Origin of the sequence: Staphylococcus pseudintermedius, from assembly GCF_001792775.2 — a bacterium.
Classification (GTDB): Bacteria; Bacillota; Bacilli; order Staphylococcales; family Staphylococcaceae; genus Staphylococcus; species Staphylococcus pseudintermedius.
This window is the reverse complement of record NZ_MLGE02000003.1, coordinates 72,492-89,578: the sequence shown is the minus strand read 5'-3', so window position 1 is coordinate 89,578 and position 17,087 is coordinate 72,492. Positions and strand designations below refer to the sequence as shown.

The following is a 17,087-nucleotide window of genomic DNA, read 5'->3' as shown; positions in this document are numbered from 1 at the left end:
TATGATGGAGGAATGTTCACATGGATATGAACTTCGATTTATATATGAATAATATCGTCAAACAAGCCCGTTCTGAAATGGACCATGCGGGTTACGAACAATTAGCAACTGAAGAAGATGTTGATCGTGTATTTAAACAAGCCGGCACAACTTTAGTCATGATCAACTCAGTATGTGGTTGTGCAGGGGGTATTGCACGTCCAGCTGCGACACACGCTTTACACTATGATGTATTACCCGATCGTCTTGTGACAGTATTTGCAGGTCAAGATAAGGAAGCAACGCAACGTGCACGTGATTATTTTGAAGGTTATGCACCATCAAGCCCTTCATTTGCGCTCATGAAAGACGGCAAAATTACTGAAATGATCGAACGTCACCAAATCGAAGGCCACGATACAATGGACGTAATTACGCAACTTCAAGCTTTATTTGACCGTTATTGTAACGCTAAGTAAGGTGCTCATCATGTTGCGTTTAAATCCATATCGCATCGGATTGAGAACGATAAAGACCGCTGTCGGCATGGCACTAGGTGTAATCATCGCACAACTACTAGGGTTGGATAATTACGCTTCTAGTGCCATTTTGGTGGTATTATGTATTAAAGATACGAAAATACACTCTGTTCACGCGATTATTTCTCGTTTTATATCCTGTTTAATTGCAATCGGCTTTGGTTGGGCTATTTTTCCGCTATTAGGGCAACACGCCTGGGTACTTGGTTTAATTGTTCTCTTTTTCATTCCTGTTACTGTGATGATTAATATGCAAGAAGGTGTCGTAACAAGCATTGTCATCTTACTCCATTTTTTCAATGCTGATGTCATCGATTTTTCATTAGTCGTCAATGAAGTATTGCTGATTATCGTTGGGTTAGCTATTGCGTTTACGATGAATACAATCATGCCAAATTTGGACCACCAATTATCTAAATATAAAAAGGAAATTGAGTTTCAATTCAAAAGCATTTTCCATACGTTTAGTTCAGCCTGTGCGATGCATAATAACCGACCTGATGTGACGTTTAATTCATTGGCACATACAATTCAAGAGGCGAAATCGATTGCATTCAAAGATGTTAAAAATCATTTTGTTCGGAATGAAAATAGCTACTATCATTATTTTGACATGCGTGAAGATCAGTTAGAAATACTTAAGCGCATTAAAAATCACATCAGGCACATTAATGCAAATGATGTCATGAGTGCACATGTGGCACAGTTATTTCATGAAATGGCAGAAAATGTCAATGAAAATAACTATACTGCATTACGTTTACACACATTATATCAAATTCGTCTTGAAATCGATCAACTGCCTTTACCTCAGACACATGAAGAGTTGTTGACACGTTCAAGTATGATTCAAATTTTGTATGATACTGAGGAATATTTAACGATTAAAGCAAAATTTGGTTCACTGAAAATGCATCATGAAATTTAATTGTATACAAAAACAGGCGAGGACACTTTAAATCCTTGCCTGTTTTTTGATTTCTGTTACATGCTCAATAATGGTGCGATACCTGTTAAAATCAACGCAAGTACGATGGCAACAAGCATCACAATGATGAGCACTTTTCTTATTTTCTTGTTTAACACGATGATAAGCCTCCAAATAACCTATAATAATCTCATGTACAATGACTGAATTATATCATTCATTCAAATAAAAGCCAAAAGTTCTTATAAAAAGGATGATGGATATGTCTTTTTTGCAATCTATCCAAAGTTCGATAAAATGAGTATAGAACATAAGGGAAGGTGACGGTATGCTAAATAAAGATAGATTAATTGAAACATTTTTAGAATTAGTGCAAATCGATTCTGAAACAGGACATGAAGACATTATTCAACCCATACTGAAAGACAAGTTTGAATCGCTCGGCCTATCAGTTGTAGAAGATAACGCGAAAGCAACGACAGGTTTTGGAGCTAATAATCTGATTTGTACATTACCTGCAAATCGAGAAAATAAAGATAAAATTTATTTCACGAGTCATATGGATACTGTGGAACCGGGTCGCAATGTGAAACCAATCATTAAAGAAGATGGTTTCATTTATTCAGATGGTACAACCGTACTCGGTGCTGACGATAAAGCAGGATTAGCTGTCATTTTTGAAGTGCTCCATATCATTCATGAACAACAGTTACCCCATGGTCAAATTCAATTCGTTATTACAGTGGGTGAAGAGTCTGGATTAGTTGGCGCAAAAGCTTTACGTAAAGAAGATTTAGATGCAGATTACGGCTATGCGATTGACTCAGCAGTACCGGTAGGCAGTATCACGATTGGTGCACCGTATCAGATGAAAGTTAATGCGACGATCCATGGTAAAAAAGCGCATGCCAGTACACCAAATGAAGGGATTAGCGCGATTAATATTGCTGCTCAAGCGATTAGTCAAATGAAACTGGGCCAAATCGATCATGAAACGACTGCTAATATCGGTAAATTCCAAGGTGGGGGGCCGACAAATGTTGTAACAGATTTAGTGAATATTTGGGCAGAAGCACGCTCACATGCTAAAGATAAACTCGATGCACAAGTTCAACATATGAAAGAAACATTTGAACATGCGGCAGCACAACATCACTGTCATGCTGAAGTTGAAACTGAGTTATCTTATCCAGGCTTTCATGTTGAATCGGATGAACGTGTCTACCAAGTGGCTGAACAAGCTGCAAAGGCATTAGGTTTTGAGATGCAAGCAGATGTCGGTGGTGGCGGTTCTGATGGTAATATTATTAATCATCTTGGCATCCCAACAGTCATTTTAGGCGTGGGCTATGAAAAAATTCATACAACAGATGAACGTATTTCCAAACAATCGTTATATGATTTAACAAATTTTGTATTAAAAATCATTGAAATGAATGCGTAAGCTAATCAAAGGCTTCATCCGCTAATATGTGATACAATAAGGCCATAATTTATAATAAGAGAGGTTAAGTATAATGACACAACAAATCGGTGTAGTTGGTTTAGCCGTAATGGGTAAAAACCTAGCTTGGAATATTGAATCAAGAGGATACAGTGTATCTGTGTACAACCGTTCTGCAGATAAGACAGATTTAATGGTTGAAGAATCTAAAGGGAAAAACATTGTACCGACTTATTCAGTAGAAGAGTTTGTAAATTCTTTAGAAAAACCACGTAAAATTTTGTTAATGGTAAAAGCAGGAGAAGCGACAGATAAAACCATTGACAGCTTATTACCTTTATTAGACGATGATGATATTTTAATCGACGGTGGTAACACAAACTACCTCGATACGATTCGCCGTAATAAAGCTTTGGCTGAAAGTGGCATTAACTTCATTGGTATGGGGGTTTCTGGCGGTGAAGTTGGTGCGTTAACAGGTCCTTCATTAATGCCAGGTGGTCAAGAAGCTGCTTATCATAAAGTGTCAGACATCTTAGAATCTATCTCAGCTAAGGCGAAAGACGGTAAACCATGTGTCACATACATTGGGCCTAATGGTGCGGGTCACTATGTCAAAATGGTACACAACGGTATCGAATATGCAGATATGCAATTAATCGCAGAAAGTTATATTATGATGAAAGATTTATTAGGCATGTCACATGAGGAAATCTCTGAAACATTCAAATCATGGAATGCTGGAGAATTAGAAAGTTACCTTATCGAAATTACAGGTGACATTTTCACAAGACTTGATGAGGATGGCGAACCACTTGTAGAAAAAATCATGGACAAAGCGGGTCAAAAAGGCACAGGTAAATGGACATCTATTAACGCATTAGAATTAGGTGCGCCATTAACTATCATTACGGAATCTGTATTTGCACGTTTCATTTCTTCTTTAAAAGATCAACGTGTGAATGCTTCAAAAGTGTTAAACGGGCCTTCTGCTGCATTTGATGGCAACAAAGAAGAATTCCTTGAAAAAATTCGCCGCGCACTGTACATGAGTAAAATTTGTTCATACGCGCAAGGTTTCGATCAAATGAAAACAGCAAGTGAAATCAATGAATGGAATCTTCAATTAGGCGATTTAGCGATGATTTGGAGAGAAGGTTGTATCATTCGTGCGCAATTCTTACAAAAAATTAAAGATGCATACGACAACGACAACAACTTGCAAAACCTTTTATTAGACGGTTACTTCAAGGATATCGTGACTGAATATCAATCTGCGCTTCGCGATGTTGTTGCAACAGGTATCCAAAACGGTGTGGCACTTCCTGGTTTCTCAGCAAGTATCAACTACTACGACAGCTACCGTACAGAAAACTTACCAGCAAACTTAATTCAAGCGCAACGTGACTATTTCGGTGCACACACTTACCAACGTAAAGATCAAGAAGGTACTTTCCATACACAATGGACTAAATAAAACCTTCTCAAATATGAAAGGGGCTAGGCGCATTCCTGGCCTCTTTTCATTTCATCTTTATGACTGCAACTCGTGCTCATGATAGTTTTTAATAAAATACAACATGACAAAAATCATACATATCCCACTGATTAGAAAAACCAAACCGTAACTATACGGTATGACAAATCCAAAGAAAATGAGCCCGAGTGGATTGAGTCCCGTGGCCAAACTTTGCAATAAAGCGAATACGCGTGATTTGTAATCTTCATCTATCGTTTTGTGTATCATAATTTGAAATGGAACATTGTCAATAGGAATGGCAATGCCAATCAATACGATACCAATGATCATCACAATATACGCCCAAAACGATATCGCTATAAAAAAGTTTGATGATGCGATAACGAAAAGCGATACAATTAAAATGAGCTTAGATAGCACAGACAATTTTTTTAAATTATTTTTCATGTTAAAGAAATTCAATGTAATGTATGTTAATAAAAGTGCCACTCCTAAAATACTTTCCATCGTTCCTAAATGTGCAGATGAATAGCAAAGTTGTGTCACGATAATAATTGGAAGTCCGACAGTTAAAGATTGTTCTAAAAAGTTAATGACGCTTGATGTTAAAAAGAGTGTCGACAAGTTCCGATTTTTAAAGACATATTTAAAACTTTCTGCCATCCCTTCTGTAAATTTTATGCTTTTACTCACCGCATTCGCTGGTTTAAAACGCAACATAAAAATCAGAATCAAGCCAACAAATTCAGTGAAGCTATTCAATAGCGCTAAAGTATTAATGTGGACAAGAGTTACTAAAAATCCTGCCACAATAGGGACCGTTATCATCGTTGCAGATTGAATGTTTTGTCTAGTCGTGACAACTCTCTCAAAATAGTCTCGTGTGATGTACTACAAGTTTGATGAGACAATGGTTTTGACAATCATATCTATAATTGCTAAAACAATCATGACCCAAAAAATACTCGCAATTTCTTCATGATATGCCATTGAAAAAAATGAATAGCGTAACGACACTTAAAACTTGCCCTAAAATCAGCATTTTTTGATTCGAATGTCGATCAATCATATTTCCGAATATCGGCATAGTCAATACTTGAATAATAGCTAGAATCGATAAATAAGTACCAAATAGACTGCCTGAACCGGTTAGTTGTAATACATAAAAGCCGCATGCAAAAGTGAAGATGTCTGAAAACATAGTTGAAATGGTACTAAACAAAATAAGAATAACTGACTTCTGCATCATATTTTCCTCCTCATTCCTTATTTGTATCATATGCGATACGGGAATAAATTTAAAGAGTGAATATTCAGAAATATATGTGAGTTGTTTATTTTCCCATCTAACTACACACAAAATAAGCACAATCGTTTCTCATCCGTCACTGAAACAACGCATCTCAACGATTGTGCTTGCTATAGCTTTAATTTTCATCAATATTCACAGGAACACATAATTGCACTTTTGTAAATGGATCCTCGAACGAAATATCGAGTGGATAAATCTCAATATATAAGGCATCGCGTTCAAATGGTAAAGTCAATTGTAAACTTGTTTCAATGTAGTGCCAAGCCTCACTTGTAACAAAATCAATTTCACCTTGTAAATTAAACACGGCGTATTGACGTCCTGCTAAAAAGCGATCTTCTAAATGACCAGGAAAACGTTCACTTGGGACACCGACAAAGATTTCAAGTCCTTGTTCAAGCGGGCAACTGACCACAAACAATTCATGCGGTCCGATATCATTATAGCGGATGATATCTTTTAGCGTGCCGTCCATTTTTAAATCTTCAAGAAAATCCGGAATGATGAAATGATGTTCTAATTCCGCTGATGGTACAAAACGAGAACAACCGACTAACGAAAAATCGCCTAATGTTTCTAAACGATAAGGGTAGGGCTTTTGCGAAGTTGTCGATAATTTTAAATAAAGTCGTTCCTGCATTTGAAGTTGATCTTTTTTTAGCTTTGCCTGTAACGGTGACACCCCATGATAATCACTAAAGTCGTGTGCAAATGTATTCGCATCCGCATACTGATAACGTTTTGCAAGATCAATCAAACGATTCGCACCGTGGATTAAATCATTAGCTGCAAGTGTCAGTCTGCGTGCGCGACAATATTCTTGAGGCGTTTTTCCAATAATCATCGTAAAAGATTGTTCTAAATGATAAGGAGAAATTTCAACGTATTCACTTAAAGTTTGTAAGTCGAATGGTTCTAATAAATGGTCTTCAATATAAACCATTGCGCGTTGTAAATGTTTAATGACGTCCAAAATTTTCACTCCTTATAACTCTTAAAGTCTCTTTCTCTCATGATGTATCTAATAATTTATTATATAACAAAAAACAGCTAAGTGACACTAAAATGTGAGTCACTTAGCTGATGTGTATCAATGAAGATGTATGCTTATCTTTATTGAATATCGTTCCACCATTTAAAGCCGTCACGACTTAATAATAAATCACTGTCTAATGGACCATTTGTTCCTGATTCATAGTTAGGGAATTCTGGTTCGAAATGATCCCAAGCTTGTTGAATTGAATCCACAAATTTCCATGTTGATTTCAATTCTTCCCAATGTGTAAAGTTCGTTGCGTCACCTTTTAACACATCGTAAAGTAAGTTTTCATAAGCATCCACTGTGTTCATTTTATCTTGTGCACTCATTGCATAAGATAATTGTACTGGTTCAGTTTCGATACCTTGAACATATTTTTTACCATTGAGGTGAATTGACACACCTTCATTAGGTTGAATGTTAATCACAAGTAAGTTGGAATCTAAATGTTTATCCTTTTGATAATATAAATTCATCGGTACTTCTTTAAATTCTACAACGACTTGAATCGATTTACGTTTCATACGTTTACCTGTACGAATGTAGAATGGCACGCCCGCCCATCTGAAGTTGTCGATTTCTACTTTACCTGACACGAAAGTAGGGGTAGTCGAATCAGCAGCAACTTTATCTTCTTCACGGTAAGCTTTTACTTCTTGACCATTAATAAAACCTTGATCATATTGACCACGAACAAATTGGTTTCTCACTTCATCTGGTTGAAGCACGTGTAATGATTTTAACACTTTTACTTTTTCAGCGCGGATATCATCACTATTTAAACTAATAGGTGGCTCCATCGCCAATAACGCAACCATTTGTAACATATGGTTTTGTACCATATCTTTTAAAGCCCCGCTCGTTTCGTAATAACCGCCACGGTCTTCAACACCAAGCACTTCTGAAGATGTCACTTGAATATTTGAAATGTATTTATTGTTCCATAATGGTTCGAACATTGCGTTACTGAAACGTAATACTTCAATATTTTGCACCATATCTTTACCTAAATAATGGTCGATACGGAAAATTTCTTCTTCTTTAAATGAACGACGGATTTGTTCATTAAGCTCTTCAGCTGATTTCAAATCACTGCCGAATGGTTTTTCGATAACAAGACGTTTAAAGCCCTTTGTATTCGTTAAACCTGAAGATTTTAAGAAATCCGTTACGACACCAAAAAATCGAGGTGCCATTGCTAAATAGAAGACACGGTTGCCGTCTAATGAAAATTCACGGTCTAATGATTCGCTTAATTCTAATAATTTTTGGTAGCTTTCCTCATCACTGACATCGTGTGGTTGATAAAATACATGTTGCATAAACTTGTCTAGATGTTTTGTATCTTGTACGTGTTCTTGAATTGACGATTTCACTTGAGCTCTAAAATCATCATTAGTTAATTCACGTCTTCCGATACCAATAATTGCCACTCTTTCATCTAAATTGTCTTGTTGATATAAGTGAAAGAGTGATGGAAAAAGTTTACGGTGACTTAAATCACCAGTGGCACCAAAAATTGTTATGAGTGCTGGAACATGATTAATTGTCTTATTCAAGATTCAAAACCCCAATTCTTAATTTTAGTTCATACATTAATGATGTGTTTATTATAGAACATATCGCGTTTTCGGTCATATATTCTGCTTTACACTTAAAATTTGCCGTTTGTTCGTCGTTTTATGATAATATAACGCTAAAGGAGGTACGATGCATGGAAATTACATTTTTCGGTACAAGTGCTGGATTACCTACAAAAGAACGCCATACACAGTCAATTGCGCTTAAACTCGAACCGTATGCGACTGATGTTTGGTTATTTGACGTGGGTGAAGCAACACAACACCAAATATTACACCATTCAATTAAACTCGGAAAAGTCAGTCATATTTTTATTACACATATGCATGGCGACCATGTATTCGGTTTACCCGGTGTGTTGACGAGCCGTTCATTTCAAGGTGGCGAATCCAAACCATTGACTGTCATAGGACCTAAAGGCATTAAAGACTATGTTGAATACAATTTATCACTCACATATTCACATCTTAATTATCCATTACATATCATTGAAATAGAAGATCAAATGAATTTATCTATTAATGGATTCGAAGTTAACGCACGTCCACTGAATCATGGTATCCCGTGTTTTGGCTATCGTATTCAAGCGCCTGATACGCCGGGTAAGTTAGATGTGCAAAAATTACAAGCACTTGGTATGCCTCCAGGACCACAGTATCAAAAAGTGAAATCACAAGATACTTTTGAATTTGAAGGTCAAATCTATAATGCCAATGACTTTAAAGGACCTGATAAAAAAGGGCAAGTGGTGACGATTTTTGGCGATACACGACCGAGTCAATATGCGCTTGAGCTGGCTAAAGATGCCGATGTATTAGTGCATGAGTCTACTTATATTGATGGCGATAAAACATTAGCGAATGCGTATCATCATAGCCATATTGAAGATGTCCTCGCGTTAATTGAAAAAGCTAGCGTAAAACACGGACTCCTCACACACATAAGTAGTCGTTACATGAAAGAAGATATTAATGAAATCGAAACGAAATTGAAAGTCCATTCGCCATTATCCTTCCAATTTGTAGAAGATTTCGATAGCTATCAGTTTTAATGTCATTATATTGCTATACAAAAAGAAAGGGTGGGAGCATATCAATATCATGTTTTCCCAGCCTTTTCCTAGTTTTAAGTTATGAAGTTACTTTGCACGCACACAGTTAAGTTGATTTATCCACTTAATCATCATCTTGTGCTGAGAGTTCGATACTTCTATTCACGGCAGCATTTAAACAATCCTCAAATATACCCTCGATGTCATATTCAGATAAAGCGTTTAAACCTGCTTGTGTGGTACCGCCTTTTGAAGTAATGTTTTTTCTTAATTGCTCCATACTTAAATCTGAACGTTCAATCATTTTACTCGTTCCGATAATTAATTCGCGAATCGATTCTTCCACTTGCGATTTTTCTAACCCTAATTTTGTTCCTGCAATCACATATTGTTCGAAGACATGGTATAAAAATGCAGGGCCACTTCCTGTTATCGCTGTCACTTGGTGTAAGTGATTTTCCTGTACTTCTAATGCTGTACCGAATGCATTAATAATTTCTAAAATTTCGTCCTTCGCTTTACCCCCAAAGTTTGAAGAAAAGCTCACTCCTGTCACAGAATGGCCGACGTGCGCATTTGTATTCGGCATAATGCGTGCAATCGGATTCGTCGTGTCAAGCTTTTCTTTAATGTAAGAAATAGGAAGCCCTGCCATAATAGAAATAAATCGATTGTTTGGCTCTACATGTAGCTTAATTCTGTCAGCCAATTGATCAAAGTCATGTGGTTTCGAGCCTAAAAAGATATAGTCAGCATCTTTTAACAAGGCGGCATCGTCATAACTATATTGAACACCTAAATCTTCTTCATATTCTTTCAACATGTCTTCGTTTGAACGATTTGTTAAATAAATGTTGTCTGCTGGAACAACTTTTGAATTTAGAATACCTGTAAAAATCGCATGCGCCATATTGCCTGCACCATAAAATACAATTTTCATACGAACTATCACTTCCTAAAAGTATTTTCTTGTCTTATAGTAACATATAACCACATTTTATTGAGTCAAATAGGGGAGAGATACAATGCAACAAGGCCATTTTTTAATTACTGGTGGTACGAGCGGTTTAGGGTATGCACTCGCACAAGCCCTCATATCTGCCCATTTTTCTATTACACTACTTGTACGTGATGTAAACAAAGCAAGATCGTTATTTCCAAATTCAGAAGTACAAATAATTCAGTGTGACTTGACGACAGAAAGTGATGTAAATCAAATAGCTCGACATTTTAATAACCAAACGCAATTTGATGGCGTGATACACTCAGCTGGACTCGGTTATTTTAAAGGGTTACTTGAACATACACCTGTTGAAATTTTACAAACGTATCAAGTGAACGTGGTGCATTTCTCAATGTTAATCAATCAATGCGCACCTTTTTTAACAAAGCATGCTTCTATTGTTGGAATCAGTAGTCAAGCCGCTTTAGCAACACAACCTTATGCAGCGCATTACGGCGGAAGTAAAGCAGCCTTTAATCATGTACTTAACGCTTTACGTATCGAACAACCCCAATGGCACGTGCTCAACGTCAATGTTGGACCCATTGAGACACCTTTTCATGCAAAAGCAGATCCATCTGGTCGTTATGCACGTAAAATGAAAAAAATAATGTTGAACCCTGAACAACTCGCCGAAAAGATTGTTCACGCGATTCAACATCGCCAACAAGAACTGAATATGCCTCAGTCCGTTCATTTTTTACTTAAACTTTACCAACTCGCACCACGTTTTTTTGAGAAAATAGGACGACCCTTTTTCTTAGGGAAGAAGCACTAACTGTTAGGCATTTCCCAATGTTGTGCATAGTGTAAGTGTTTCACTATATCAGAGGCTTGTTCTAAATGTGCTGGGTTGACTTCTTGATGATAGTGCGTCACATTTTGTTGTAATTGCTCAACTGAACTTGCACCGACAATGATAGAACCTAAAACATCAAATGACTTTAAATAATTGAATGCTAATCCTGTCAATTCTGGGTTCATTTGCTGTAATGCCGTTACAGTTTCTTTCAGAGCATGATGATCGTAGTCAAAAATGCCCTCAGCAAATTTTGTTATTAACACTTTTTCAGCACTTGGCGTTAATAAACCTTTGAATACAGGACCGCGTGCGAGCAATTTCACACCTTTGTCTTGGACCTCATCCAATAAATCGATGGGTCTATTATCGATTAAATTGAATTGAGTCATTAACGTTTCGATTTGACTATATTGTAAATAATAACGAATCACATTAGGACGAATTGAAGAAAGACCATACGCACGAATGACGCCTTCTTGTTTCAGTTCATCAAACGCACTAATTGTTTCATCAAGTGGATCGTCAATCGTACCCCCGTGTAACATATATAAATCGAGTGTATCTAATCCAAGCCGTTGTAATGAGTTTTTCACATTTCCTTTAATGTAACGTTTGGAAGGATCCCAAAATGTTTCACCGTTTTCCTTTAAATGATTACCCACCTTTGTGCCTATCACAATATCATCACGGTTTTGATACTTTTTAAGTGTGCGACCAACGATTTTTTCATTGACCCCTTGATCATAAATATCTGCTGTATCAAAATATGTAATCCCTGCTGTCACTGCTGCATCAATAATTTCTTCAGCTTTATTTTCTTCTGTACCTAAACTCATACATCCAAGGCCGAGCTCAGATAATTCGATACCACTTTTCAAAACATTTTTTTGCATGATGCCACTCCTTCCGATAAAATCATTGTATATTCATGATAGCAAACCGTATGAATATTTGAAAAGGAGAGGACTCACCATGCATTTTGAAGAAAAAACTATTTCTAAAGAATCCATTTATAAAGGGAAAATTATTGAAGTAGAAAAACATAAAGTGTCTTTACCAAACAATGAGACCGCTTATCGTGAAGTGGTAAAACATAACGGTGCAGTCGCAATTTGTGCTTTAACACCGGATCAACAAGTTATTTTAGTGAAGCAATATCGTAAAGCTCTAGAACAAGAGTTGTTAGAAATACCTGCAGGCAAACTTGAACCTGGAGAAGACCGCGAATCTGCAGCGATGCGAGAGCTTGAAGAAGAAACAGGATATAAAGCAAAGAAACTCACTTTAATTGGTGAAGTTTATGGCACACCTGGTTTTTCAAATGAGAAAATTTCTGTTTATTTTGCAGATAATTTAGTTGAAGGTAAAGTCAACCTAGATGAAGATGAATTTGTTGAGAAAGTGCTTTATTCATTAGATGATGTTAAAAAAGCTGTTGAAGCCCGTACGATTGAAGATGCGAAAACATTCATTGCATTTCAACATCTATTATTACATTATAATCATTCTAAATAAGAATCGAAAAAAGGTTGCTTTTTTTCTCAATTACTGGTAATTTATAACAAGAAAACATGTCTAATTGTAATAATTATAATTTTCAGTAGAGGAGTGAGGCTTCCGTGGAGGAAAGACTGAATCGCGTGAAGCAACAGTTGCAACAGTCTTCTTACAAATTAACACCGCAACGTGAAGCAACCGTGCGTGTATTGATCGAAAATGAAGCTGACCATTTAAGTGCCGAAGATGTTTATCTAAAAGTGAAAGAAAAAGCACCAGAAATTGGGCTCGCAACTGTTTACCGTACATTAGAACTATTAGCAGATTTGAAAGTTGTCGACAAAGTGAGTTTTGGCGATGGTGTTTCTCGATTTGATTTACGTAAAGAAGGCTCAAAACATTTCCACCATCATTTAGTTTGTATGGAATGTGGCCGCGTAGATGAAATTGAAGAAGATTTATTACCGCAAGTTGAAGAACGTGTAGAAAATGAATATAACTTTAAAATTTTAGACCATCGTCTGACATTTCATGGTATTTGCGAAACTTGTCAAAAAGAAGGCAAGGGGGCTAAATGATAATCAAGTACAGTTCTTGAACAGAATTGGGGGCAATCTATGGAAGAAATTCGAGATGAGTATTTAAGATTTATTCAAATTGAAAAAGGGCTATCCAACAATACGATTGCTGCTTATCGCCGTGATTTGAATCATTATTTGAACTATTTGGCTGAGCATAAAGTCGCGAATTTGAACTTTGTGGACCGCCAAATGATTCAAGAGTGGTTTGGTTTTTTACATGATGAAGGGCGCTCAGCAAAAACCATTGCACGCTTTACATCTACAATTCGGAGTTTCCATCAGTTTGCTTTAAGAGAAAACTATACCTCACATGATCCAACTGTACTTATCGAAACGCCTAAATATGATCGTAAACTTCCAGATGTTTTATCTATCGCAGAAGTTGAGCAATTATTAATGGCGCCTGACGAATCGAAAGTTAACGGCTATCGAGACAAAACAATGCTCGAGCTACTGTATGCAACAGGTATACGTGTTTCTGAATTGATCAATATTGAAGTTGAGGATATCAATTTAATGATGGGCTTTGTCAAAGTTTTCGGTAAAGGGAGTAAAGAACGCATTGTCCCATTAGGCGAAACGGTCATTGATTGTTTAACACACTACATTCAAAATATTAGACCTCAGTTATTAAAGCATACGGTCACACATGTTTTATTTTTAAATTTACATGGCAAACCACTCTCCAGACAAGGCGTTTGGAAAATGATTAAGCAAACTGGTGTCAAAGCAGGGATTATGAAGCGTTTAACCCCACATACATTACGGCATTCATTTGCAACACATTTATTAGAAAATGGTGCTGATTTACGTGCTGTACAAGATATGTTAGGACATTCTGATATATCAACAACACAGTTGTATACACATATTACGAAAAATCAAATCCGTAAAATTTACCAAGACTATCATCCAAGAGCGTAAAATGGATGGGTAAGAAGCTAACCGTTCACACTTCATACCCATCCATTTTTTTGTATTTAATGATAAAAATCGTTCACAATCATACAAACGAAATTTTTAGTACATCCCAATAATGATTTCAAAATCATCACAGTGTTTGAAATACGTTACCCAGAAAGATAACAGGAACCACCCGAGACTCCCGAGGATCAGTTGGCCATTAAAGACGCCTAACATGTTACATAGAAGCGTCATTTAACAATCTTGTAGAATCTTGATTTAGCCTCAACAAATGAGGGGCTTGAGATTATTTCCTTCTTTCCTCTAAAGCCGCTTCTCTTGCTATAATGACGTCACTTCTATCTCTCAACTGATGATGATGTAAGATCATTGGTGTCTCTACCACTGTATCAGTCACCTGAAAATCCGGAAACTGCATCTTAACTTTCACAATCATCGTTGCTGTGAGGGGGAGCTGAATCGGTGAAAACGGAATTTCTTGTGCAGTATCCTGTATCAATTGTGTTAATATATTTAAATAGGCTTTTCGTACAAGTCCTAAAGTGGCCATCGTCTCTTCAGAATAATTGACTATAATTTGATAAGCTTTGTTAAATGTTTTATGCGCACCTTTAAAGTTACCACGACGATAATGATAACTTCCTGTTGCAAGCAAAATTAAACTAACGACCGCATCTTGTTTTGAAAAGGCGTGTTGCATTTTCCATGCTTCTTCTAAAATATCATGACAGAGAAAATAATGCTGTTCATGATGAAACTGATAGTAAAAATGGACTAAATCATTTTCCAACATGGCTCACTCCAAAAATTTATTGTTATACATCAAACATGTTATAATATTTTTTGTTATTATGCACATTACATGCGTTATGAAATGAGGTACAGATATGTACGAAGTGAAACTAGATGCTTTTAACGGGCCTTTAGACTTATTATTGCATCTCATCAATGAATTTGAAATTGATATTTATGACATCCCTATGCGCGAATTAACTGAACAATATATGCAGTACGTTCACGCTATGAAAAAATTAGAGATCAATATTGCAAGTGAGTATTTATTGATGGCTTCAGAATTACTGATGATTAAAAGTAAAATGTTGTTGCCTGATACGTCATCTGATTTAGTTGAAGATGAAGACCCACGTGAGGCGCTCGTTGAAAAGTTAATCGAATATCAAAATTACAAAGCTTATTCAGAAATGTTAGAAGAGAAACGCCAAGCACGTGAACATTATTACACGAAACCACCGACTGACCTTTCACATTATGAATATTCTGAGCGCCTTCCCGAAGATACGACGATTGATTTAACGAAACTGATCGTCGCTTATCAAAAAATGAAAACACGAGTCTCTTTGAAGAAACCGACTACTGTGGATATTCGAAAAGAAACGTATACCATCCAACAATCAACGACATACATTTATGATAAATTAAAGAAAGTTCCTCAAATTACATTTTTTGATTTATTTACATTTAATGAATCTATCGAACACGTCGTCACACATTTTCTGGCTTTACTCGAAATGTCAAAAACAGGCATGATACAATTGCAACAAGTGAAAGCTTTCCACAACTTTGAAATTAGAAAAGGAGTAAATTATGACGCTTAAAGTTACTGAAGCGCTAACTGCGATACTGTATACAGTTGGTGAGGATGGCATTGATGAGGCACAACTGATGGCATCACTCGACGTGGATTACGAAACGTTAAACCGTGCGATCGATACACTTGAGTTACCTGGGCTCATGGTACAAAAGTTCGGTCAAACTTATGTTTTAACGACCCAAAAAGAAGCAGAACCGTATATCGAATCACTCATCATTAATAAAGCATCTGCCAAATTGTCACAAGCTGCCATGGAAGTGTTAGCCATTATAGCCTATAATCAGCCAATGACACGTAATGATATCGAATTGATACGCGGAATTCAATCTGACGGTCCCGTTAAAACATTGATTGCTAAAGGATTGGTTGAACCTAAAACTAATCCCGAAGCACGTGGACAACAGCTCTTTACAACAGATTTATTTTTAAATGTCTTTGGTTTGGAAAGTCTTGAGGCACTCCCAACAACAGATGAAGAAGAAGAGGAAATTGAATCGTTTTTCAGCCAACTGGTGAATCAGAAAGGAGATTCTTAAATGAGTCAACAATTAGAAAGATTACAAAAACGTATTGCGAACAGTGGTTATACCTCTCGACGTAAAGCAGAAACATTAATTGAAGAAGGCAAAGTACAGGTCAATGGTAAAACTGTCACTGAATTAGGGACAAAAGTACGTCCATCTGATGAAGTGACCGTAGAAGGGATACCACTTGAGCAAGAAGACAAACTTTATATCCTGTTCTATAAACCTGCGCAAGTCATTACGAGCGTTTCAGATGATCGTGGTCGAAAAGTCGTTACTGATTATTTTGATGACTTAGAAACACGTATTTATCCAGTGGGTCGTTTAGACTATGACACATCTGGACTGCTGTTATTAACAAATGATGGTGAGTTTACAAACTTAATGACACATCCACGCTATAAAATTCCCAAAACGTATGTTGCAAAAATAGAAGGGTATATTTTACGTGAACAAGTGAAACAACTTGAAAAAGGAATTCAACTTGAAGATGGACTCACACAACCTGCAAAAGTAAAAGTGAAAAAGCAAAATAAAGAAAAAAATACGTCACTTGTTGAAATTACCATTACTGAAGGGCGAAACCGTCAAGTACGTCGTATGTTTGAACATTTTGGTTTTAGTGTACAAAAGTTATCACGCGTTTCATTTGGTCCGCTCACTTTGAAAGGGCTCGGCGCTGGAGAAGGGCGTGTATTGTCACCACATGAAGTGAAATCACTTCGTCACCTTGCAGAGAACGGTCAACAACAACGTTAACTATTATTCAAGTCAGCACGCACGTCATTGTT

20 protein-coding genes are annotated in these 17,087 nt (G+C 36.6%); 12 read left to right on the top strand and 8 right to left on the bottom strand.

Annotation, left to right across the window (positions count from 1 at the left end; genetic code table 11):
* The first annotated feature begins 20 nt into the window (after nt 1–20).
* Together brxB and BJK46_RS03245 are read left to right on the top strand one after the other, a co-directional pair.
* The gene (brxB, locus tag BJK46_RS03250; protein ID WP_103263548.1) at nt 21–458 is read left to right on the top strand and encodes a bacilliredoxin BrxB; all 438 of its coding nucleotides are present in this window, start codon (nt 21–23) and stop codon (nt 456–458) included.
* 10 nt (nt 459–468) lie between these two features.
* Nucleotides 469–1,446 carry an aromatic acid exporter family protein gene (locus BJK46_RS03245; RefSeq protein ID WP_014613853.1) on the top strand — a complete coding sequence of 326 codons (978 nt, stop codon included), beginning with the start codon at nt 469–471 and terminating at the stop codon, nt 1,444–1,446.
* Between the two features lie 56 nt (nt 1,447–1,502).
* Here BJK46_RS03245 and prli42 read toward each other — a convergent pair whose 3' ends face one another.
* On the bottom strand, nt 1,503–1,604 hold the full coding sequence (prli42, locus tag BJK46_RS12150) for a stressosome-associated protein Prli42 (RefSeq protein WP_019165260.1): 102 nt from the start codon (nt 1,602–1,604) through the stop codon (nt 1,503–1,505).
* A 170-nt stretch (nt 1,605–1,774) separates the two neighbouring features.
* Here prli42 and BJK46_RS03240 point away from each other — a divergent pair, with 170 nt between their 5' ends.
* Together BJK46_RS03240 and gndA are read left to right on the top strand one after the other, a co-directional pair.
* On the top strand, nt 1,775–2,890 hold the full coding sequence (locus BJK46_RS03240) for a tripeptidase T (protein WP_063278760.1): 1,116 nt from the start codon (nt 1,775–1,777) through the stop codon (nt 2,888–2,890).
* Between the two features lie 73 nt (nt 2,891–2,963).
* Complete coding sequence (gene gndA / locus BJK46_RS03235) at nt 2,964–4,367, top strand: NADP-dependent phosphogluconate dehydrogenase (protein WP_014613855.1); 1,404 nt, start codon at nt 2,964–2,966, stop codon at nt 4,365–4,367.
* 57 nt (nt 4,368–4,424) lie between these two features.
* Here the strand turns inward: gndA and BJK46_RS12395 are convergent, their stop codons facing one another.
* From BJK46_RS12395 to zwf, 4 genes are all read right to left on the bottom strand, one after another.
* Nucleotides 4,425–5,198 (bottom strand): MFS transporter, encoded by a 774-nt coding sequence (locus BJK46_RS12395; protein WP_241536905.1) that lies wholly within the window; start codon nt 5,196–5,198, stop codon nt 4,425–4,427.
* A 148-nt stretch (nt 5,199–5,346) separates the two neighbouring features.
* Complete coding sequence (locus tag BJK46_RS03225; RefSeq protein ID WP_226957563.1) at nt 5,347–5,616, bottom strand: MFS transporter; 270 nt, start codon at nt 5,614–5,616, stop codon at nt 5,347–5,349.
* A 181-nt stretch (nt 5,617–5,797) separates the two neighbouring features.
* Complete coding sequence (locus BJK46_RS03220) at nt 5,798–6,655, bottom strand: AraC family transcriptional regulator (RefSeq protein WP_014613858.1); 858 nt, start codon at nt 6,653–6,655, stop codon at nt 5,798–5,800.
* Between the two features lie 140 nt (nt 6,656–6,795).
* Nucleotides 6,796–8,280: a glucose-6-phosphate dehydrogenase gene (gene zwf / locus BJK46_RS03215; protein ID WP_014613859.1), complete on the bottom strand. Its 1,485-nt coding sequence runs from the start codon at nt 8,278–8,280 to the stop codon at nt 6,796–6,798.
* 155 nt (nt 8,281–8,435) lie between these two features.
* On the opposite strand from zwf, the gene rnz reads away from it, so the two are divergent.
* The gene (gene rnz, locus BJK46_RS03210) at nt 8,436–9,353 is read left to right on the top strand and encodes a ribonuclease Z (RefSeq protein ID WP_014613860.1); all 918 of its coding nucleotides are present in this window, start codon (nt 8,436–8,438) and stop codon (nt 9,351–9,353) included.
* 124 nt (nt 9,354–9,477) lie between these two features.
* Here rnz and proC read toward each other — a convergent pair whose 3' ends face one another.
* Complete coding sequence (proC, locus tag BJK46_RS03205) at nt 9,478–10,293, bottom strand: pyrroline-5-carboxylate reductase (RefSeq protein ID WP_014613861.1); 816 nt, start codon at nt 10,291–10,293, stop codon at nt 9,478–9,480.
* Between the two features lie 85 nt (nt 10,294–10,378).
* Here proC and BJK46_RS03200 point away from each other — a divergent pair, with 85 nt between their 5' ends.
* A complete protein-coding gene (locus tag BJK46_RS03200; RefSeq protein ID WP_037542980.1) occupies nt 10,379–11,134 on the top strand; it encodes an SDR family NAD(P)-dependent oxidoreductase in 756 nt (251 codons plus the stop codon).
* On the opposite strand, the gene BJK46_RS03195 is transcribed toward BJK46_RS03200, so the two are convergent.
* Entirely contained in the window at nt 11,131–12,051 is a 921-nt protein-coding gene (locus BJK46_RS03195; RefSeq protein ID WP_103263549.1) for an aldo/keto reductase, read from the bottom strand. The genes BJK46_RS03200 and BJK46_RS03195 overlap by 4 nt on opposite strands.
* A gap of 79 nt (nt 12,052–12,130) precedes the next feature.
* On the opposite strand from BJK46_RS03195, the gene BJK46_RS03190 reads away from it, so the two are divergent.
* The 3 genes from BJK46_RS03190 (at nt 12,131) to xerD (ending at nt 14,160) form a co-directional block, all read left to right on the top strand.
* Nucleotides 12,131–12,673, top strand: a complete 543-nt coding sequence (locus BJK46_RS03190) for an NUDIX hydrolase (RefSeq protein ID WP_014613864.1) — start codon at nt 12,131–12,133, stop codon at nt 12,671–12,673.
* A gap of 104 nt (nt 12,674–12,777) precedes the next feature.
* Nucleotides 12,778–13,233: a ferric iron uptake transcriptional regulator gene (gene fur / locus BJK46_RS03185; RefSeq protein ID WP_014613865.1), complete on the top strand. Its 456-nt coding sequence runs from the start codon at nt 12,778–12,780 to the stop codon at nt 13,231–13,233.
* Between the two features lie 39 nt (nt 13,234–13,272).
* Nucleotides 13,273–14,160: a site-specific tyrosine recombinase XerD gene (gene xerD, locus BJK46_RS03180; protein ID WP_014613866.1), complete on the top strand. Its 888-nt coding sequence runs from the start codon at nt 13,273–13,275 to the stop codon at nt 14,158–14,160.
* Nucleotides 14,161–14,446: 286 nt separating this feature from the next.
* Here the strand turns inward: xerD and BJK46_RS03175 are convergent, their stop codons facing one another.
* A complete protein-coding gene (locus BJK46_RS03175; protein WP_096533738.1) occupies nt 14,447–14,953 on the bottom strand; it encodes a DUF309 domain-containing protein in 507 nt (168 codons plus the stop codon).
* Nucleotides 14,954–15,047: 94 nt separating this feature from the next.
* On the opposite strand from BJK46_RS03175, the gene BJK46_RS03170 reads away from it, so the two are divergent.
* From BJK46_RS03170 to BJK46_RS03160, 3 genes are read left to right on the top strand one after another with little or no spacing between them, the layout of a single operon-like run.
* Complete coding sequence (locus BJK46_RS03170; protein WP_065520493.1) at nt 15,048–15,776, top strand: segregation and condensation protein A; 729 nt, start codon at nt 15,048–15,050, stop codon at nt 15,774–15,776.
* A complete protein-coding gene (scpB, locus tag BJK46_RS03165) occupies nt 15,766–16,308 on the top strand; it encodes an SMC-Scp complex subunit ScpB (RefSeq protein ID WP_063284382.1) in 543 nt (180 codons plus the stop codon). The genes BJK46_RS03170 and scpB overlap by 11 nt, the downstream gene beginning before the upstream one ends.
* Nucleotides 16,309–17,055: a pseudouridine synthase gene (locus tag BJK46_RS03160; protein ID WP_063282605.1), complete on the top strand. Its 747-nt coding sequence runs from the start codon at nt 16,309–16,311 to the stop codon at nt 17,053–17,055.
* Nucleotides 17,056–17,087: the final 32 nt, after the last annotated feature.